General features: G+C 59.0%; 17 protein-coding genes. 7 read left to right on the forward strand and 10 right to left on the reverse strand.

The annotated features are described in order from the left end of the window. Positions 1 to 54 precede the first annotated feature (54 nt). A complete protein-coding gene (locus tag VIH17_04610) occupies positions 55 to 1185 on the forward strand; it encodes a citrate synthase (GenBank protein ID HEY4682515.1) in 1131 nt (376 codons plus the stop codon). Between the two features lie 190 nt (positions 1186 to 1375). After that, positions 1376 to 3421 carry a S9 family peptidase gene (locus VIH17_04615; GenBank protein ID HEY4682516.1) on the forward strand — a complete coding sequence of 682 codons (2046 nt, stop codon included), beginning with the start codon at positions 1376 to 1378 and terminating at the stop codon, positions 3419 to 3421. 92 nt (positions 3422 to 3513) lie between these two features. On the opposite strand, the gene VIH17_04620 is transcribed toward VIH17_04615, so the two are convergent. Further along, positions 3514 to 4317, reverse strand: coding sequence for an SAM-dependent chlorinase/fluorinase (locus tag VIH17_04620; protein HEY4682517.1), 804 nt, complete (start codon positions 4315 to 4317; stop codon positions 3514 to 3516). A gap of 181 nt (positions 4318 to 4498) precedes the next feature. On the opposite strand from VIH17_04620, the gene VIH17_04625 reads away from it, so the two are divergent. Continuing rightward, positions 4499 to 5686, forward strand: a complete 1188-nt coding sequence (locus VIH17_04625) for a cysteine desulfurase family protein (GenBank protein ID HEY4682518.1) — start codon at positions 4499 to 4501, stop codon at positions 5684 to 5686. Next, positions 5679 to 6812 carry a tRNA 2-thiouridine(34) synthase MnmA gene (gene mnmA / locus VIH17_04630; protein ID HEY4682519.1) on the forward strand — a complete coding sequence of 378 codons (1134 nt, stop codon included), beginning with the start codon at positions 5679 to 5681 and terminating at the stop codon, positions 6810 to 6812. Before VIH17_04625 ends, mnmA begins: the two co-directional genes overlap by 8 nt. Here the strand turns inward: mnmA and VIH17_04635 are convergent. From VIH17_04635 to uvrC, 4 genes are all read right to left on the reverse strand, one after another. After that, positions 6775 to 7500 (reverse strand): TIGR04282 family arsenosugar biosynthesis glycosyltransferase, encoded by a 726-nt coding sequence (locus VIH17_04635; GenBank protein ID HEY4682520.1) that lies wholly within the window; start codon positions 7498 to 7500, stop codon positions 6775 to 6777. The two genes, mnmA and VIH17_04635, sit on opposite strands and share 38 nt — an antisense overlap. A gap of 62 nt (positions 7501 to 7562) precedes the next feature. Then, positions 7563 to 8075 carry a hypothetical protein gene (locus tag VIH17_04640; protein HEY4682521.1) on the reverse strand — a complete coding sequence of 171 codons (513 nt, stop codon included), beginning with the start codon at positions 8073 to 8075 and terminating at the stop codon, positions 7563 to 7565. Between the two features lie 21 nt (positions 8076 to 8096). After that, positions 8097 to 8390, reverse strand: a complete 294-nt coding sequence (locus tag VIH17_04645; protein ID HEY4682522.1) for a YtxH domain-containing protein — start codon at positions 8388 to 8390, stop codon at positions 8097 to 8099. 76 nt (positions 8391 to 8466) lie between these two features. Continuing rightward, the gene (gene uvrC / locus VIH17_04650) at positions 8467 to 10308 is read right to left on the reverse strand and encodes an excinuclease ABC subunit UvrC (GenBank protein ID HEY4682523.1); all 1842 of its coding nucleotides are present in this window, start codon (positions 10306 to 10308) and stop codon (positions 8467 to 8469) included. A 75-nt stretch (positions 10309 to 10383) separates the two neighbouring features. Between uvrC and VIH17_04655 the strand changes: the two genes are divergently transcribed. Continuing rightward, entirely contained in the window at positions 10384 to 10776 is a 393-nt protein-coding gene (locus VIH17_04655; GenBank protein HEY4682524.1) for a tetratricopeptide repeat protein, read from the forward strand. A gap of 127 nt (positions 10777 to 10903) precedes the next feature. Here VIH17_04655 and VIH17_04660 read toward each other — a convergent pair whose 3' ends face one another. Together VIH17_04660 and VIH17_04665 are read right to left on the reverse strand one after the other, a co-directional pair. Then, positions 10904 to 11608 (reverse strand): SprT-like domain-containing protein, encoded by a 705-nt coding sequence (locus VIH17_04660; GenBank protein HEY4682525.1) that lies wholly within the window; start codon positions 11606 to 11608, stop codon positions 10904 to 10906. After that, a complete protein-coding gene (locus tag VIH17_04665) occupies positions 11605 to 12132 on the reverse strand; it encodes a hypothetical protein (GenBank protein HEY4682526.1) in 528 nt (175 codons plus the stop codon). The genes VIH17_04660 and VIH17_04665 overlap by 4 nt, the downstream gene beginning before the upstream one ends. 178 nt (positions 12133 to 12310) lie before the next feature. Between VIH17_04665 and VIH17_04670 the strand changes: the two genes are divergently transcribed. Then, complete coding sequence (locus tag VIH17_04670; GenBank protein ID HEY4682527.1) at positions 12311 to 12475, forward strand: hypothetical protein; 165 nt, start codon at positions 12311 to 12313, stop codon at positions 12473 to 12475. A gap of 165 nt (positions 12476 to 12640) precedes the next feature. Here the strand turns inward: VIH17_04670 and VIH17_04675 are convergent, their stop codons facing one another. Both VIH17_04675 and uvrA read right to left on the reverse strand, forming a co-directional pair. After that, a complete protein-coding gene (locus tag VIH17_04675) occupies positions 12641 to 13996 on the reverse strand; it encodes a tetratricopeptide repeat protein (protein ID HEY4682528.1) in 1356 nt (451 codons plus the stop codon). A 123-nt stretch (positions 13997 to 14119) separates the two neighbouring features. Beyond that, positions 14120 to 17053, reverse strand: a complete 2934-nt coding sequence (gene uvrA, locus VIH17_04680; GenBank protein HEY4682529.1) for an excinuclease ABC subunit UvrA — start codon at positions 17051 to 17053, stop codon at positions 14120 to 14122. Between the two features lie 176 nt (positions 17054 to 17229). Between uvrA and VIH17_04685 the strand changes: the two genes are divergently transcribed. Then, entirely contained in the window at positions 17230 to 18402 is a 1173-nt protein-coding gene (locus VIH17_04685) for a phosphopentomutase (protein ID HEY4682530.1), read from the forward strand. Between the two features lie 11 nt (positions 18403 to 18413). Here the strand turns inward: VIH17_04685 and VIH17_04690 are convergent, their stop codons facing one another. Further along, positions 18414 to 19397, reverse strand: coding sequence for a VWA domain-containing protein (locus VIH17_04690; GenBank protein HEY4682531.1), 984 nt, complete (start codon positions 19395 to 19397; stop codon positions 18414 to 18416). Positions 19398 to 19426 lie beyond the last annotated feature (29 nt).

Here is a 19426-nt window from a genome sequence, read left to right on the forward strand (position 1 = left end):
TGCTATAATGGCGCGCGGCGAGATCGCACCAAGGCCGCAGAGGGGGTGGCCTCGATGCCAGAGGCGATTGAAGTCAAAGCTGGATTAGAAGGGGTCGTGGTTTCCAGCACAGCGCTCAGCTTCATTGACGGAAACGCGGGAACACTCCTGTATCGCGGTATCAATATCAACGAGCTGGCGGAGAAATCCAATTTTGAGGAGATTTGCTATCTTCTCTGGCACGGGCGATTGCCCAACAGGCCCGAATGGCAGCGCACCAGGGAAGAGATGGGACAGAGCCGGGCGCTACCGATGGCTGTGGTGGACCATCTTCGGCGGATCGGGGGCGCGGCAACGCCCATGGCTGCGCTGCGGACGGGCGTCTCCCTGCTGGCGGTTTTCGATCCGGAGGCCGAAGACAACTCACCCGAGGCGAACCTTCGCAAAGCCATGCGACTCACCGGCCAAATGGCCACGCTGGTGGCAGCATTCGACCGCATCCGAAACGGGAAGGAGCCGATTGCACCAGACCCAGCGCTCGATCATGCTTGCGATTTTCTGCGCATGCTTTCGGGTCGGACTCCCGACGAGGTGAGCACTCGCGCCATGGATATTGTTCTCGTGCTGCATGCCGACCACGGGTTCAATGCCTCCACTTTCGCGGCGCGAGTCACGGCATCCACGCTTTCCGACATCTACTCGGCGATTACGACGGCGATTGGAACTCTCAAGGGACCGCTCCACGGCGGGGCGAACGAAGCGGTGATGAAGATGTTGCTCGAAATCGGCTCGACCGAGAAAGTGTCCGATTATTTGCATCAAACGCTGGCGGCGAAGAAGCGAGTGATGGGCTTTGGTCACCGGGTGTACAAGACGTTTGACCCGCGCGCGGAGCACCTGCGCAAAGTGTCCCGCCAGCTCGGCAAGGGCAACGGCAACATGAAGTGGTACGAGATGACCAGCAAGATCGAAGAGTGGATGGTGAAGGAAAAGCATCTCTACCCGAACGTGGATCTCTACTCGGCGTCCTGCTTCTATTACATGGGGATAGAGACGGATTTGTATACGCCTATTTTCGCCGTCAGCCGCATCGCCGGCTGGTCAGCCCACGTGCTCGAGCAACTTCAAAATAACCGTCTCATTCGGCCCAATGCCCAATACGTCGGGCCCTTCGACGTGTCGTACACGCCCCTCGAAAAGCGGTAGCAGCCAAGACATTGGAGTGAATGGAAAGGGAAACGCCGCTGGCCAGCTTCCCGCCCCGTGTCGGGGTGGCGCGGATCGAGTTCTGTGGCTGGACCGGTCGGCCGGCGAGCTTCGCACGCTTGCGGCGATTCTCTTTCACAGGGGAACAACCGAAGAAGCTGACGAAAGTGTCTCTTTGAAGGAGGTTAAGGTGATTCGAACGAAGAAAATCACCCTGTTGAGTGTGTGGATTTTATTTGGCTTTCTGCTGGCTGCCAGGCCCGTCTTTGGCGTGGCTGGATTGACAGTGGAAGAGGTGATGAAAGACCGGGCGGCATCGCAGGTGCAAGTGTCGCCCGATGGCTCGAAGATTGTTTTTGTAGTAAGTTCGCCGGACTACAAGCTGGATGTCTATCGCCGCAACATCTTTCTGTCGGATGCGGCGTCCGGACAGACCCTGCAACTGACCAATGGCCCGCGATCGGATTTCTATCCTCGTTGGTCGCCAGACGGCAAACAGATAGCATTCCTGAGCGAGAGGAGCGAGGGGACGGAAGCAGAGGGCAAGAAGCCCAAGACGCAAATTTGGGTCATCTCGGTGGGTGGAGGCGAAGCACAAAAGCTTACGGACGCGGAAGAGGGAGTAAGCGCATTTGAATGGTCACCCGACGGGAAGAGCGTCGCCTACCTTTCCGCTGATCGGCCGACGGAGGATGAGAAGAAGCGAGAGAAGCGCAAGGATGACTGGATTGAGGTGGACAAAGCCTTCCGTTTCGCGCGTCTCTACGTCATTGCTGCCGGCGGGGGGAAACCACGACAGTTGGGCAAAGAGGACGCGCATGTGACCCGCCTGAGCTGGTCTCCCGATGGAAGCGCAATCGCTTATTCGGTTCAGCCAACTCCCAAAGTCCACGATGGGTTTCATTCCAAGATCCGGGCGATCAAGGTGGCTGACGAAACGACGCGCGACCTGGCGACCTGGGATGGCGCCAATACCGATCCGAGATGGTCACCGGACGGGAAGACAGTCGCCTTCCTTTCCACACGCGGCCAGGTGGATTGGATCGCCAACCGTTACCTCACGGTGGTTCCTGCGGCAGGGGGCGAACCGAAGATCGTATCGAAAGCATTTGACGAAGAGGTAAACGATTTCCGCTGGCTGCCGGATTCGCGCACTATCCTGTTTTCGGGCGACGCAAAAACGCAAGCTCACTTGTTTTCCCTCAGCGTCGAGGGAGGCGCAGTGCAACAGATCTCCGCAGGAGAATTTGTCTATTCGAGTTTTGACGTTGCCCGCGATGGGCGGAGCGTCGCGGCCGTTCGAGCTGCCCTGGCGACGCCACCAACCGTGATCCTTTCCACCGATACGGGAAAGAACTTCCGGGAGGTGAGCAAAGTCCAGCAGCCGTTTGAGGTGGCGGAGATGTCCTCCATGTCGGTCATCCGGTGGCCCAGCACGGATGGTTTTACCATCGAAGGCATTCTGGTCAAGCCAGCGAGATACGAGGAAGGACGCCGCTATCCGTTGCTGGTCATCGTCCACGGCGGGCCGGCGGGGGTGTTTAGCCAAGGTTTTACGGCGCGACGCTACGTTTACCCCGCGCAGGCTTTTGCGACCGAGGGGTACGTGGTGTTGTTGCCGAATCCTCGCGGCAGCGGCGGCTATGGCGAGGCCTTCCGCCGCGCGAACTTCCAGGATTGGGGTGGCGGGGACTATCGCGACATCATGGCCGGTGTGGACTACCTGATCGAGAAGGGAATGGCCGACGCGGACCGCATGGGAGTGATGGGTTGGAGCTACGGTGGCTACATGACCTCATGGATCATCACGCAGACAAAGAGATTCCGGGCGGCCTCGCCCGGGGCGGCGGTCACGAACCTCTACAGCTTTTTCGGCACGGCTGACATTCCGCCGTTCCTGCCCCAATATTTTGGCGGCTTTCCGTGGGAGCAGCAGTCGGCGTATCTCAAGCATTCGCCGATGTTCAACGTGAAGGGTGTGAGCACGCCAACACTTATCTTGCATGGGATGAGCGACGTGCGGGTTCCCCTTTCACAGGGGGAGGAGCTTTACGAAGCTCTGAAGGCACAGAACGTTCCCGTGCAAATGGTCAAATACCCGCGACAAGGGCACGGGTTCAACGAGCCTCGGTTCCAGCGCGATTGCGCCTATCGGCTGATGAACTGGTTCAATGAGCATGTGCGGGGGCAGAAGACGAAGCTCGAACCGCCGGCCGAGGAAGAGAAAGCGGAGTAGTCATAGCAGGGGCCCTCGATCGAGCGGCAGAAGCTCCAGAGTTTTTTGGTCAGCGCTCCCGGGATCAGGCTCCCCGAGCACAGCGAGAGAGACTATTCGAGGAAAATGGAAAGTTCCGTGCCGCGGCGGGCGCCGAGGAGTTGGGCGGCATGCGCGCGGTTGGTGGCAAGCTCCAGATAACCGGAGCTGCCGAGGATGGCAAAAGGCTCGTCCACGGGGCCGGCGGCATAGGAGAGGAAGAGCTTATTGATTTCTTTTTTTCCGGTGACGAGACGAAAAGGCGGGGGCGAGCTGGCGAAGAGTTCCGGCACATCCTCGGGCGTGATATTGGTCAGGCAATTGCCGAAATTGTCAACCTTGAGAATCACCCCCTTGATCTCCTTCTCGCCGACACGCTGAGCCCGCGGCAGCGGAACGCGGACGCACTCGGTAACAATCTCTCCGAAACGGGATGTATCCACCCCCTTGCTCAGATAGGCTGCGACGGGAGCAAAAACATCGCGTCCATGAAAGGTGTTGCTCACCGGACTCAGGAAGTAGTGCTCCGAGGTAATGTGGCGTACCGTGGCTCCGGGTTCGCGGTCGAGCACAACGGAAAGAACTCCGTTGTCGGGGGCAACAAAGTAGTGCTTGTCGCTGCTCACAAGGATGGGGCGTCGTTCGCTCCCCACGCCTGGATCCACCACAACAACGTGGATGCTGGCCGGCGGAAAATAAGGGTAGGCCTGGGCGATCGTGAGGGCGCCGTCGAGGAGGTCATAGGGCTGGATCTGATGCGAGATGTCCACAATAGAGGCTTGAGGATTGATACTCAGAATGACGCCCTTCATCACGCCGACAAAGTGATCGGAGCTGCCGAAGTCGGTGGTCAGGGTGATGATGGGTTGATGGGCCAACTCGACTCCTCAAGCAAGACGCAAAGGCAAAGTAACCAAACGGGAAGGGTGAAGTCAAGGGACGGCAAAAGCAGGCTTCGAGAGCAGACGGAACGGTACTTGTCGTCTTGACTTTGCCCGGGTCTCCGCGTAACGTGAATATTCAGCGGAAATAGAAGCAACTAGCGCGAGTGGACGAGAGATGCGCAGGGTTTACCTGGACAATAACGCGACGACCGCGATACGGCCGGAGGTGCTGGAAGCGCTGACGCCGTACCTGGCGGAGGAATACGGCAATGCGTCGTCCATCCATAGCTTTGGCCAGCGAGCCCGGGCGGGGGTCGAACGCGCTCGGGCAGAAGTGGCAGCGCTCGTCGGCGCTCAGCCGAAGGAGATTGTTTTTACGAGCGGCGGAACGGAATCCGACAACCTGGCGATCTTTGGCGTGGTGGGCGCTGCCAAGCTCGACCAGGGCGGGACGAAACACGTCATTACGTCGGCGATCGAACACCACGCGGTGTTGAATGCGTGCCAGCACGTGGAGAGAACGGGAGTGGACGTTACCTATGTCCCGGTGGGGAGCGACGGCATTGTGGACCCGGAAGATGTCCGCCGGGAGATCCGGCCGGAAACCGTCCTGATCACCGTGATGCATGCGAACAACGAGCTGGGGACCCTGCAACCGATCGAAGAGATCGGGAAGATTGCTCGAGAAGCTGACGTCTATTTCCACTCGGATGCGGTGCAGACGGCGGGGAAGCTGCCTCTGGATGTCAGGAAGCTCGGGGTGGATTTGCTTTCAATCTCCGGCCACAAGCTGCATGGGCCGAAGGGTGTCGGTGCGCTCTATGTTCACCGCGGTGTTCATCTCGAGCCGCTCTTCTACGGCGGCCACCATCAAGGCGATCTGCGTCCCGGAACGGAAAACGTTGCCGGAATTATCGGGCTGGGTAAGGCGGCTGAGCTGGCGAGGAGGGAGCAAGCTGGGGAAGCAGTGCGGATTGGCGGGCTGCGGGATCGGCTCGAAGAAGAAATCCTGGCAACGGTTCCCCAGACGGGCGTCAATGGAAGCCGGGAGCGCCGTTTGCCGAACACCACCAACATCTATTTTGAATTTATCGAAGGAGAAGCGCTCGTAATTGCTCTGGATCTGAAGAGGGTGGCGTGTTCGACGGGGGCAGCGTGCTCCTCCGGGGCGATTGAACCCTCCCATGTCTTGACGGCGATCGGCAAGCCGCCAGAGATTGCTCGCGCCAGCTTGAGATTCAGCCTCGGGCACCTTAACGTGGCGGGAGACGTTGCCTATGCCGTGGAGGTGCTACCCGAGACGGTGCACCGCTTGAGAGAACTCTCGCCGCTATACAGGAAGCCAACAACCGCAAATGTCTGAGGTAATGCAGCCCGAAATTGTCGTCGCCATGAGCGGCGGGGTGGATAGCTCCACCGCGGCAGCGATTTTGCGCGCGCAGGGCCGGCGCATCATCGGCCTGACGATGCAACTTTGGAACCAGCGACGCCTGGCCGGCCGCTACCACGTTCCGGACGGCGTGAGGGGACGTTGCTGCTCGATTGATGATGTCTATGATGCCCGCCGCGTGGCTGAGCACCTGAACATTCCTTACTACGTGGTGAATTTCGAGCGACAGTTTGAAGAAAAGGTGGTGCAGCCTTTTGTTCGCGACTATCTGGCCGGTCGCACGCCTATTCCTTGCACCCTCTGCAATAATTGGATCAAGTTTGATGAGCTTTTGGTCATGGCTTGTCAACTGGGCGCGGAAAAGCTGGCGACGGGCCACTACGCGCGCATCGGGTATGATGCCGGGACAGGCCGCTATCAGTTGCTGCGGGCGGTGGACAAAAGCAAGGATCAGTCCTACTTCCTTTTCGGGCTCTCGCAGGAGCAGCTTGGGCGGGCCATATTTCCTCTGGGAGAAATGACCAAGGAACGGGTCCGCGAGGTGGCCCGGGATCACCAAGTGCCGGTGGCGGACAAGCGGGAGAGTCAGGAGATTTGCTTCGTGCCGACGGGCGACTACGCGCAGTTCATTGAGGCTTACGTCGCCGAGCAGGGAAACGGCCAGCTCTTGCGGGGCGGAGGCGCGGTAGTGACGAAGGCGGGGGAGGTGCTGGGAAAGCACGGCGGCGTGCATCAATATACCGTTGGCCAGCGCAAAGGCCTTGGCATCGCCACTGGTCAGCCGCTCTACGTTGTTGGGGTGGACGCAGCCGCAGGACAGATAACAGTGGGCGAGGAGACAGATCTCTATCAGCAGAGTTGTATCGCACGCGAGGTCAACTGGATTTCTATAGCGCCACCGGAAGGACCTGTCAGGGTGGAAGCCAAGATCCGCCACAAGCATGTCCCGGCGCCGGCAAAGGTAGCACCGCTCGATGAGGGACGCGCCCGCATCGTGTTTGACGAACCGCAGCGAGCCATCACACCCGGTCAGGCGGCCGTCTTCTATGACGGGGAGAAAGTCATCGGGGGCGGCTGGGTGGAGACTGTTCCTGCCTGATCAAGCGCAACGTCTTGAAAAGAGCGGGAGCGGGTCTCTTTCCTCTTGCGCGGGGTAGAGAGAGTCTGCGCCGGCATTTTTCAAGGTCTTCCGGCCTGTCTAAATCAAAGTCCACAGGAAGCAGATGGCATGGGACGCCAAGCGTCCGCAACCGGATTTTTGTCTGCGCCATCACCCGGCTGGTGCCCCACGCAATGCCGGAGAACATTTCGGGGATGAGGCGGCGACATGCGATGAGATAGTAGCCGCCGTCTCCGGTGGGACCGAGAACCACCTCGGTCCGGGAGAGCAAGCGGAGAGCATAAAGAATCCGTTCGCGGCTCAGCCAGGGCGTATCGGTCCCGAGCACCACAATGCGTTTGACGCCAGAGCGGAAGAAACCCCGCAAGGCGATGACGAGCTTCCGCCCCAGGTCGCCACGCGACTGTGAACCAACGGAAATATTTTTTGGGAGAGTTCCAACCTTGAGCCGGCGAACGACAGAAGGCGAACCGGCAAAGAGAACACACTTTTCGATTCGATGAGGCAGGCTGGCGACGGTACACAGCACATCCGCCAAACAAGCTCGATGGACCGCTGCGGCCCTGGCGGCCGAGAGCTTGGGCATGAGGCGTGTTTTGACTTTTCCGGGCGCAGGCGCTTTGGCGAAAACCAACACCAGGGCGCGGCTGCCGGAGATGTTTTTCATGGGAGAGAGGAACCGGGCCGCACGCCGCCGGCAGGGGGGCAGGCCGGGAAGGCATTGCCAGGTCAAATAAAGAGTTCTTCGTCCTGATGTTGTTGCGCCCGCTCGACCGGGGAGGATTTGCGACGCGAAAGGATGAAGTCCAGACCGGTCTTGACGCCATGGATGAGCGCCGAGGCCTCTCGAATCGGGGCGAGCACATTTTGGCGCACAGTGGTGCCGGTTTCCTCAATGCGGCCGAGAGCGACCGACAACATCTGGTCCACGCGGATGATCTGCAAGCGGAGCCGATCGGCTGCGTCGGCCATCACCGAGTCAAAGCGGATGACCTGGTCGCGAGCGCGCTGACTGATGTCAGCAGCATTGGCGAGGATGCTGGAAATACCTCGCTGGGAATCGCTGACCACGGCGCGGATGCCACTCAGCACCGGGGTGACCTTTTCGTCGAAATCGGCGGAGAGCTTGCGAAACTCCCGGCTGAGGGCCTGGAGGTGGCGGTACATTCCCGCGAGGATCAACATTTGGAGAATGACGGCGAGCGCGGTTACCGCGATGAAGACTCCGAGCAGCGTATCCATGTCACGTCCTCAGGAGCAAGATCAAGAAGCCTTGGATTTTTCCTCGCGGTAGGCCTGCTTGCCGGCCTCGATGGCGGAGGAAATCTGATCCTTCTGCTTGCGAACCACGTCCTTGGCGCGCTCGACATACTCTTCGGCCTGCTCCCGCACGTCGCGGCTCTTGCGCAGCAGAGCATCCCTGCCTTCTTCCGTGCGCTCGGCGAGGAATTCGCGGGTTTCTTTCCCGGTACGTGGGGCAAAAAGGATGCCGATCATCGCGCCGATGCCAAGTCCGACGAGGAAGTAGCTGAACCTGGCGCCTGCATTTTCGCTCATGACAACACCTCCCTGGGCTGGCAACTTCATGCTAACACCGCTGGCCAGTGAGAGCAAGCAGAGGCAAGAGAGCGGGTCATTGACTTTCGTTCGGGCTGTCGCTCAAGCGAGCGGGAGGGATTAGCGGAGACAAGTAGTCGCGGACTTTTTCGGCCTGGCGGCGATTGAGGAAGCGCGAAAGATCGGCGGGTGATGCTCGCCGGATTCCGTCGAGGCTACCGAAGGCGCGGAGCAGCTTGAGGGCGGTCTGCTCGCCGATGCCGGGGATTTCGACCAACTTCGACCGAAGCTCGCGGCGGGAACGGCGCTGCCGATGGAAAGTTACGGCAAAGCGGTGGGTTTCGTCCCGGATCATCTGGAAGAGATGGAGTACCGGAGAATGGCGCTCCAAATGAATGGGCTCGCTTTCCTGGCCGAGAACGTAAAGGGTTTCTTCTTTTTTGGCGATGCTGGCCAATGGCTGGTTGATGACCTGGAGGTCTTCCAGGGCTTTGCTGGCAGCGTGGAGCTGGCCGAGGCCACCGTCGAGGAGAATCATGTCAGGGAAAGGCTTGTTCTCCGACTGTAAACGGCGATAGCGGCGAAATACCGCTTCGTGCATGCTGGCGAAATCATCATTTCCCGCTCTTTGGCGAATGATGAACTTTCGATAGTCCGACTTCTTCATCTTGCCGTTTTCCCAGACCACCATCGATGCGACCGTTTCGACGCCGTGGATGTGGGAAATGTCGAAGCTTTCGATGCGGCGCGGGGGCCGGGGAAGCATCAGGGCCGTCTGCAGCGCTTCCAAGATTACCCTGGCGGCGGGCTTCAAGACGCGAAAACGGTGATCAAAGGAGTATTGAGCATTCTTGGCGACGAGCTGAAGCAGCGCCCGCTTGGGGCCGCGCTGCGGGGTCACGATCCCGACTCGATGACCGGAGCGCGCGGTCAAAATCGTTTCCAGCAGATCCAGGTCTTCAAATTCCACCGGGATGTGAATGAAGCGAGGTACGTAAGCGGCATCGAGATAGATCTGCTTCAGCAAGCCGGAAAAGAATTCGGCAGGATCGAATTCATCCATATCCTCCCAGAAAAATTCCTGCCGGTCGACCACCCGCCCGCCGCGGAGGTGAAACAGATTGACGGCAGCCAGCGAACGCTCTTGGAAATACCCAAGAATGTCGGTATCGTCGCCATCGGCGCGGGCCATCTTTTGTCGCTCTGCCACCTGGCGAACGGTAGAAACCAGATCGCGATAGGCAGCGGCCTGCTCAAAGCGCTCGGCGTTGGAGGCCTGGAGCATCCTGGCTTCGAGGGCGGAGATGAGTTCGCTGAGACGTCCTTCCAGAAAGGCACGCAAATCCGTCACGGTTTCGGCGTAGCGCTGGTCAGCGGTGAGGCCCTGGACGCAGGGCCCCTGGCAACGCTTGATGTAGTACTGGAGGCAGGGCCGGGGGTGAAAGCGAGTGAGGTCCACGGTGCATGAAGGAATCTGGAAGTGGCGGTGGATGAGATGGACAATGCGATGGGCCAGGCGGCCGGGAAAGTACGGTCCAAAATATTGCGCGCCATCCTTCTTGATCCGGCGTGTTACGTAAACGCGAGGATATTTTTCTTGAACCGTCAGCTTAATATACGGATAGGTTTTGTCGTCGCGCAAAAGGACGTTGAATTTCGGCTTGTGCTGTTTGATGAGGTTGTGCTCGAGGGCAAGTGCCTCTCGTTCATTGTCCACTACGACATATTCCAGGTCGGCGATCTCCCTGCAAAGAGAGCCGGTCTTAGCATCGGGGACGCGCGATCCGAGGAAATAGGACCTGACCCGATGGCGGAGGATTTTTGCTTTGCCAACGTAGAGGACTTTGCCAAGGGCATCCCGAAACAGATAAACTCCGGGCTGGAGAGGGAGGGTTTCGGCTTTTTCGGGCAACTCCATGGCGGCAGAGCTTCATTCGCAGCCAACTTTTCACTATAGCAAACCATCGAAGCGTTCGCCAGAAAGGAAGCAGGGGTGACTTGCAGGCGCGTGCTGGCCATGGTGGTTTTCTGGACGTGCCTCGGCGGGAATGTGTTTGCGCAGGCGCAGCAAGAAGACGCGCCTTTTGATCCCTTGCGAGCAGCCAAGGCGGTGGAAGTTGGCGAGTTCTATATGAGGCGGAAGAACTATGACGCCGCGATCAGCCGTTTCGAGGAGGCGGTCTATTTCAAGCCGAACTATGCGCTGGCCTATTTTCGGCTCGGCCAATCGTATGAAAAAGCCCTCCGGCCGGTAGATGCCTTGCGCGCCTATCGGAAATACCTCGAAATTCTCCCCACGGGCAAGGAGGCGAGATGGGCGAAAAAGCGGATTGCCGAACTGGGACACGAGCAGGCAAAAAAGGCACCCGCGAAGGCACCCGAGTAAAGCGCAGACCAGCGATCATGCAGGCGGAAAGCTTGAGCCGACCATGCTTTCCTACGGATTTCCATTGGGTTGCAGCCTGAAAGCTGTCCCCGCCCTGCGGAAGTTTCCAACCAAGAGGGAGGGCACTTTAGCACATACGTCCAAGATAGGCTCGCGCCTCAGCGTAGCGGCGAAAGCGCCTTTCCTCCTTACGAAATTCTCGGGTATGGAAATACGAGCGACAAAGATTATGCTGGCCCGGGTGCGTCATATGAAGCATTTCATGAAACAGCACGAACTCGACGACATATCGGGGAACCGGTCGTCGGTCGAGGAAAGAACTGAGGGTGATTGCTTGGGGAATGGGATCGTAGCGGCCGAGCCGAGTGCAAGCCTGCCGGCCCGTCCAGCCAAGGCGCGGCCTCCTGAAGCGACCTTCGAAGTAGATGCGATTCAACCGGGAGAAGAGCTGCCGTAAATCATAAAATGTTCCAACCGGCTGGCAGACCTTGGAGGCGAATCGGCGCTTGTGATGAACTAACTTGCGTTGAAGAAGAAGCGAACGAACAAAGCTCAAGTAGGGCGTGGAAACCGCTTTTGGCACGCTGCGGCGGTAGAGCCGGTCGAGAAGCATGGCTGCCAGGGATTCCAGGACAGGCCGCGGCGCGTCTTGCATCAAGGTGGCAAGCCGGACGAAAGCCAATCCCCGTCGGAGACGAATGGTGTGGGTGAGATCGGAATAGGGAAAGAACTCGACCTCAAATGCCGGTATGGGTCGGCGGAGGCGCAGCTTGCGAAAAGTCCGACGAAAGATGGCAGGGCCGGCAGGGAAGGGGAGAGAGCAGCGGCTCAATTCTTATTATCCCCTCCCTTAGGTTTTTTAGGAGCTGGCTGCTCTTTGGCGGCTGTGTCCACCTGGGCAATCGCCTCCTGAGTAGCGATGATAGAATCCTCGAGGGTATCGCGCACGAGTTCCGCGTCCGGGGTCCCCCTCTGTTTGAACTCCTCGAGCTGTGCCAAGAAGCCGGGCAATTGCTGGCGAGCCACCTGAATCGCCTTTCTCAGGTCAATCCGGCGGCCGAGATTCAAATCAAAGGTATCGGTCGTTTCATCCACGCAGGATGAATAGGCACTCAGCAAGTCGTTTAGAGTAGCTGAGCGATCTCTTGTTTCCGAGGAAGCGGCGGCGGCCTGGAACTTCTGCAACCGGTCAGCAGCGAATTTGAGAAAGAGCTTAATGCGGGCGACAGGGTCGAGGCCGGTGGCGCGGATGAGGTCTTGCTCCTCGTCGGTCAGGTCCTCCTTCCGTGGAACCTGGCCGCCACCGGTGGCCGTCCCCAGGCCAAGCAGAACCAGCAGTACTACGACTTTTTTCACGTTCGTCTTTCTCTCAACGGGGCCTTTCTTTTTCTGTCCGGGGAGTTCGGGGAAAAAGTTTCGCGAACAGGTCAGAATGTATGCGTTCCAAACGGTCTATTTGTTTCTTCAATTGATCCCTGTCGCTAAATGGCAGGCTTGCGCTCACATCCCGCAATCTCAGAAGGGCGTTGCGGAGGTGAAGTTCCAACTGCTTGAAGCCGCCGACGTGGCGCTCCGGGTCCCGAACAGCGCGGTTCAATTCGTCGGAGAGATGGGCGACCTGTTCCACGTAGGATTGTACTCGGGCATTGGCGGCGTCCAGCGGGCCGGAGCGATAAAGGTCAGCGACTGCCGAAATTAGCGCCGGTCCCAGTTTCTTGCTGAAGAATTGCGCTCGTCGCACAGGATCCCTCTGAAGGCCAAATCTGCGTTGAAGCTCAGCCAATTGCTGGTCAGTGGCGAGCGCGGGCCAGATCAACAGGAGAAAGACAGGCAAGGCTGTTGGGCGACAAAGGAACACGCGGTATTACCTGCGCCTGAGTTCTCTTTCCAGAGCGATCAAGCGATGTCGAGCTTGGAATTCCTGGTCCGGGTGATTCCCGTCAGCCAGCGCCAAGAACTTTCGGTAGCTATCTATGGCTGCTTTGGTTTGCCGCAGATGATCGTAACAGCTCGCACGAACAAAGAACAGGATCGCGGGAAGAGGTTCGAGAGCGGCTAGAGAATCCAGTGCTGCGAGCGCGGCCGGGTAGTCGGCTGCCAAATAGTGGGCAGACACAAGATTTCGACGCGCTTCGCTGCCGACCTGCGGAGAAGGCTCCATACGCAGGGTGCGCTCAAGCACGCCGGCCGCGGCCTGAAACTGCCGGGCTTTCAGGAGAGCTTCCCCCAGGGCGGCAAAGGTGGCTGCGTCGTTGGGACGGGCGAGAGCAAGATCTTGATAAAGGCGAACGGCCTCAGGCCAGCGCTTGAGCATAGCGTAAGATCGGGCCGCTGTTTCCTTCCACGTCGGGCTGGCTTGCTGGTCGGCTGAAGCCGCAGGGAGTGTCTCCAAAGCCTTCTCTGGCTGAATGAGGTCAAGGTACAGGCCCGCCAAACGCAGCCGGGCATCGCCATCTTCCGGTTTAAGGGATAAGTAACGATCGAATTCGATGGCGGCAGCAGCGAGCTGATTTTGCGCGAGCAAGGTTTCGCCCAGGCCAAGTCTGGCCTCGGCCGAATCCTCCCGCAAAGCCTGCGCTGCCCGAAATTCCGATTCGGCCTTATTAAAATCTTTCAGCTCGTAGGCCACCCGACCCAAGGAAAGATGGAAGTCAAGGTTCTTCGGATCCTCCCGTGATCCGGCACGATAGTGTTCCGCAGCTTCCGCCAGCTTACCCGATTTTTCCAAGGCAAAGGCGAGCAGATAGCGACCACGGGCTTCAGCAGGATTGCTGGCCACGACTTTCTCGAATGGGGCCACAGCCGAGGAGAAATCCTGCTGCGCGAGCAGGATCAGACCCAGATTCAAATTGGCCTGATGAAGGCCTGGATCCCTCTTCAAGACTTCCCCATAGTTCTTGCGGGCATCGGCATAGCGCTTCAGCTCCGCATAAGAGTAGGCCAAATTGAACCGGGCAGGAACATGATCCGGATGGGTCGCCAGGAATTGCTCCAGCCATTCGACAGCGCGGGCAAAATCCTTGCTTTCCATAGCGGCTTGGGCTCGCTCGAGCAGTGGATGCGCAACGGGCGTGGCCTGTCCTGTCTGTAGTGGGGTAGCGGGCGTTGGCTGCTGCACCCGGTGCAGCACGGTAGGGGACAGGGTTAGGCTGTGCATCGGACAGACGCAGGCGAGCAGAAACCCTGCGAACGCCGCCAAAAGAGCTGAACGATTCAGCATTCCTGGTGCCTTCCCATCGGCCATGACCAACAGAGCGTGGAGAAAGATTTCAACCTCCCGGCGCCACTCCTCATTTGTGCGCCCTCCCCGGACTGGGTGGAAGGGCCTAGCAAGTCGCTGCTTTCATTTATGGTTCGTTGCCAGGGATACGTGCTGGTTATTGAGGGCGCGCGCCAGATACTTTGCGGTGTGGGAACGGTTGTTCTTGATGATTTGCTCAGGAGTTCCGCAGGCCACAAGATATCCGCCTCGCTCGCCGCCTTCCGGTCCAAGGTCAATGACCCAATCGGAAGCCTTGATGACCTCAAGGTTGTGTTCGATAATCAAGACCGAACCGCCCGCTTCGACCAGCCGGCGAAATGCAGCGAGCAATTTCTGGATGTCATCGAAATGCAAGCCGGTGGTCGGCTCATCGAACAAGTAGAGAACCTTCTCGCTCGTCTCATGGGTTAGATGAGCGGCGAGCTTCAAACGCTGCGCCTCACCGCCGGACAAGGTGGTGGCTGACTGGCCCAGGCGCAAATAGCCGAGGCCGACCTCATTGAGGATGCGAAGGCGGTGGACGACTTTCGGGACAATCGAAAAGAAGGCGAGAGCTTCTTTGACAGTGAGCTGAAGGACGTCGTGGATGTTTTTGCCGCGGTAGTGGACATCGAGAATGCCCGATTTGAAACGGGCGCCGCGGCACTCTTCGCAGACGAGTTCGACATCAGCCAGAAACTGCATCTCAACCGTCACGGTCCCGTCACCCTGACAGGTTTGGCACCGACCGCCCGGGATGTTGAAGGAAAAATGGCCGGCGGAGTAACCGCGCTTTTTGGCATCGGGAGTGGCGGCGAAAACCTCGCGAATGGAATCGAACGCCTTCAAATAGGTCACGGGATTCGAGCGGGGTGATCGCCCAATAGGCGATTGGTCCACCAGAACGACTTCTTGAACGAGCAAGTGGCCTTCCAAACGATCGCAGTCTATGGGGGCGATGCCGGTGAGTTTCTTGGCTTGCATGGCGCGGTAAAGGACATCGTGCACGAGGGTGGACTTGCCCGAGCCGGAGACACCGGTAATGGTCACCATGAGGTTGAGGGGGATGCTAATGTCGATGGTTTTGAGGTTGTGGCTGCGAGCGCCAAAGATGCGGAGGAAATTACCGTTGGGGCGGCGGCGGACGGAGGGGACGGGTATGCGCAAGTCGCCAGCCAGGTAGCGGCCGGTGAGAGAGCGCTGGTCGGCGACGATTTCCTGGAAGGAGCCATGGGCCACCAGTTCTCCGCCCAGTTCGCCGGCGCCCGGGCCGAGGTCGAGGATGTGGTCGGCGGCGCGAATGATGTCCGGATCGTGTTCCACCACGAGGATGGTGTTGCCGAGATCCCGGAGGCGGCGGAGGATTTCAATGAGGCGGCCGGTATCGCGTGGATGAAGGCCGATGGAGGGCTCGTCGAAAACGTAGAGAGCGCCGACAAGGTTGGAACCAAGCGATGTGGCGAGCTGGATGCGCTGGGCCTCGCCGCCCGATAGCGAGGAAGCCAAACGATCCAGCGTCAGGTATTCCACGCCGACGTCATCCAGGAAACGGAGGCGCTGGCGAATTTCCACCAGGACTTTGTCTGCGATTGTGGCCTGGGCGGGCGTCAGCTCCAGTTGATCAAAAAAGGCGCGCGCCTCTTCGACCGAGAGCTGACAGATTTCGGTGACGGTCTTTCCCGTTATCTTGACAGCCCGGGCTTCTGCGCGGAGACGGGTACCGTGACATTCCGGGCAGGTGGCGTAGCCGCGATATCGGCTCAAGAAGACGCGGACGTGAAGCTTGTATTTCTTGCGTTCGAGGAAGCCAAAAAAGCCCTTGATTCCGGGAAAAATGTCATCGCCTTCGATGACCCATCGTTGGTCCTTTGCTGAGAGACGGGAGAAAGGGAGATCGAGGGGAACGCCTCGCTGGCGGGCAGAGCGCTTCATTTCCGTGAACATGGAACGGTAACGAGGCTTGTTCCAGGGATCGACCGCGCCTTCAGCCAGCGATTTGCTCTTGTCGGGAATGACAAGGTCCAAATCAAAGTCAATCGTGTTCCCGAAGCCCTGGCAGCGGGGACAGGCTCCATAAGGGCTGTTGAAGGAGAAAAGCTGTGGCTCGGGCTCCTGATACGGCGTTCGGCAACACTTGCACTCGAAGCGGTCATTGAAAACGAGGCGTCGCGGACTGTCTGGTTGCTCAGGGCGGGGCACCAACTCGAGAATCGCTTCGCCGCGGCCCTCCTTATAGCAGATTTCAATCGAGTCGATCAGGCGGGCCCGTACATCGGGCGAGACGGCAAGCCTGTCCACAAGAACGAACAGAGGCTTACTGAAGTCGAGGTCGAGGAGAGATTCCGGGGTAGAAAACTCGAAGAGTTGGCCGTTCTGGAATAGCCGGTTGAAGCCGCGGTGGCGAAGCCGATCCAGGACCTCGGCCAGAGTTTCTGATTCAACCGGCGTCCCCGTTTTTCGCCGGGGACCCAGGGCGGAGGGTGCAGGGCGAAGTCCCGGCGGGCCTTGCCGTCCGGTGGAGGAATGACCGGCAGCCTTCCTGTCGGGCAAGAGCACGCCGAATAGGAGAGAAAAGCGGGTGCCTTCGGGCAAAGCCAAGACCACATCAGCTATTTCCTCGACGGTGTCCTTGCGGACCTCTGTACCGCATTTCAGGCAAAAGGTCTTTCCGATGCGGGCGTAGAGCAGGCGGAGATAGTCATAGATTTCCGTCGCGGTGGCAACGGTCGAGCGGGGATTTCGCGAGGTATTCTTTTGTTTGATGGCCACCGCCGGGGCGATGCCGGTAATTTCATCGACGTCTGGCTTCTCCATGCGCTCGAGGAACTGGCGGGCGTAGGCCGAGAGGGATTCGATGTATCGCCGTTGACCTTCGGCATAAATGGTGTCAAAGGCGAGGCTGGACTTGCCGGAACCAGAGACGCCGGTCACAACAGTGATGGCATCGTGGGGGATTTCGAAGTCGATGTTTTTCAGGTTATGGACACGGGCGCCCTTGACGACAATCGATTCGGTGGTGGGGCGTCGTTCCGGCACAGGAGCCACAAAGTTTGGGCTGCACGAGGATGCCGCTCCTCAGTGCGGTCAAGGGCACTATGCGAAAACATACGATTATAAGGTCAGGCTCCATCCAAGTCAAAGAGGGCCGGGTGGAATGACGGGCGCTTGTGGTAAATTGAAAGGGAATGCCATAGCGCGAAGGGGCAGCTTCGGTGGCCTTCAAGCGAGTGATCCTAATCGTGCTGGACAGCGTCGGCATCGGCGCGATGCCGGATGCGGCGGAATGGGGCGACGAGGGAAGCGACACGCTGGGCCATGTAGCGGCCTCGAGGCCGCTCCAAATACCCAACCTGGTGCGGTTGGGAATTGCCAACATTCGCCCGGTGCCCCACCTCGAGGCGCCTGCGGAGCCGGAAGGCTGCTACGGGCGGGCGGCGCTTCTTTCTCCCGGAAAAGACACGACCACCGGACACTGGGAGATGGCCGGGATCATTCTGAAGAAACCCTTTCCCATCTACAAACGAGGCTTCCCTCCAGAAGTGATCGAGAGATTCGAGAAGGCGATCGGCCGCAAGGTGCTGGGGAATCATCCGGCCTCCGGGACGGAAATCATCAAAGAATGGGGCGGGGAACACATGAAAACGGGGCGGCCGATTGTCTACACCTCGGCGGACAGCGTGTTTCAAATCGCCGCCCACGAGGAAGTCATTCCGGTGGAGGAGCTTTATCACATGTGCGAAATCGCCCGCGAGCAGCTCGACGGCCCGCACCGGGTTGGCCGAGTGATTGCCCGGCCTTTTTTGGGGAGGCCGGGCAACTTCACGCGCACCGAGCGGCGCAAGGACTACGCCATCGATCCGCCGGAACCGACGGTGCTGGACCGGCTGGTCGAAAAAGGGATAAGCACCTTTGGCGTCGGGAAAATACATGACATCTTCTGCGGCCACGGCCTCACCGGTTACGCGAAGATGAAAGGCAACGCGGACGGTCTCGAAAAGACGATGGAGGCTATCGAAAACCAGCCGGGGGGATTGATATTCACGAACCTGGTGGACTTCGATATGCTTTACGGCCACCGAAACGACATTGAAGGGTACGCCCGAGCGCTGGAAGAGTGTGACGATGGGCTGGGGCTGGTCATAGGCATACTCGAGGATGGCGACCTTCTGTTGCTAACTGCGGATCACGGGTGCGACCCGGGATTTCCCGGCACCGACCACACGCGGGAGTATGCTCCCGTGCTCGCCTACGGTCGCCGGGCAAAACGCGGCATCAATCTGGGGACACGAAACAGCTTAGCGGATATCGCGCAGACGATCGCAGCCAATTTTGGCCTGCAGATGCCCACCGGCAGAAGTTTCTTGAGTGAAATTTCAAGGCATTGAGCGAGGGCCGGCTACATACCGCCGGCGGATTGGCCGCGCTGGGCAAAGTAGCCGGTGCGGGTGCGGACAAACAACTTGCCCACTCCCTTCGGCGAGACGGTCACCACGTTGACGGTCCGAAAACTCCCGTCCTTTTTGGCGTTCGAAGGATAATAGGCGAGAGTGTACTGATTGCGGATATCGTGAGCCACCTGGCGGCAGATGGACTCCACCTGTTCCACCGAGTCAGGGAAGTAGGCAAGGCCGCCGGTGGCCTGGGTCAACTGAAGCAAGGCCTTGCGAGCGCGGTTGCGCTGGCGGGAAGTTTCCTCTCCGAAGAGGCCGATAGCGTAGATGACAGCATCGGATTGCTGGGCGAACTGAAGGGTTTTTTCCAAACTGTACCGGCTGGCGTTATCGGCGCCGTCGGTGATGGCCAGCAGAACCTTTTTGTCGCGATGACCTTTCCGGACGTGTTCGAGGGAGCCGATGGCGGCATCGAAAAAAGCGGTGGAGCCACGGGAGTCAATTTTCTCGAGTGCATCCTTCAGCTCACCAAGGTCGCTTGTGAAGTCCTTATCCAGGTCGAGGTAGTAGTCGTCATTGAAGTTGACCACAAAGACTTCGTCCTGCGGGTTGCTGGTCTTCACGAAGGTCAGGGCAGCAGCGGTCACGCGATCGCGCTTCTCGCGCATGCTGCCACTGTTGTCGATGACGAGCCCCATGGTCACTGGGATATCTTCGTGCCTGAAGACGCTAAGCTTTTGCTCGATGTTGTCCTCAAAGACCTTGAAATTGTTCTGGTCAAGGTTGGAAACGAGATGGCCCTTGTGATCGGTGACGGTGGCGTGAAGAACAACCAGGTCGACCTGGACGGCGATTTTGTAGTCCGAGTCGCCGCTGCTGCGGGGGAGAGCTTGCTGCAAGGGCCTGCTGGTTTGCGACTGTGCGGGGGCGCCGGCGACCATAAGGAAGCAGGCGGCGACGAGGAGGGATATGAAAATGCCCCGAGCCACGGACCTTTTGGATTTCCAAGGGCGCTGCC

This window comes from Candidatus Acidiferrales bacterium (assembly GCA_036514995.1).
Taxonomy (GTDB): domain Bacteria; phylum Acidobacteriota; class Terriglobia; order Acidiferrales; family DATBWB01; genus DATBWB01.

Bases quoted from the DNA above. Each gene is read 5' to 3' on its own strand.
- VIH17_04610 (HEY4682515.1), top strand. From the start codon at position 55: ATGCCAGAGGCGATTGAAGTCAAAGCTGGATTAGAAGGGGTCGTGGTT.
- VIH17_04625 (HEY4682518.1), top strand. From the start codon at position 4,499: ATGCGCAGGGTTTACCTGGACAATAACGCGACGACCGCGATACGGCCG.
- mnmA (HEY4682519.1), top strand. From the start codon at position 5,679: ATGTCTGAGGTAATGCAGCCCGAAATTGTCGTCGCCATGAGCGGCGGG.
- VIH17_04635 (HEY4682520.1), bottom strand. From the start codon at position 7,500: ATGAAAAACATCTCCGGCAGCCGCGCCCTGGTGTTGGTTTTCGCCAAA.
- VIH17_04640 (HEY4682521.1), bottom strand. From the start codon at position 8,075: ATGGATACGCTGCTCGGAGTCTTCATCGCGGTAACCGCGCTCGCCGTC.
- VIH17_04645 (HEY4682522.1), bottom strand. From the start codon at position 8,390: ATGAGCGAAAATGCAGGCGCCAGGTTCAGCTACTTCCTCGTCGGACTT.
- uvrC (HEY4682523.1), bottom strand. From the start codon at position 10,308: ATGGAGTTGCCCGAAAAAGCCGAAACCCTCCCTCTCCAGCCCGGAGTT.
- VIH17_04675 (HEY4682528.1), bottom strand. From the start codon at position 13,996: ATGCTGAATCGTTCAGCTCTTTTGGCGGCGTTCGCAGGGTTTCTGCTC.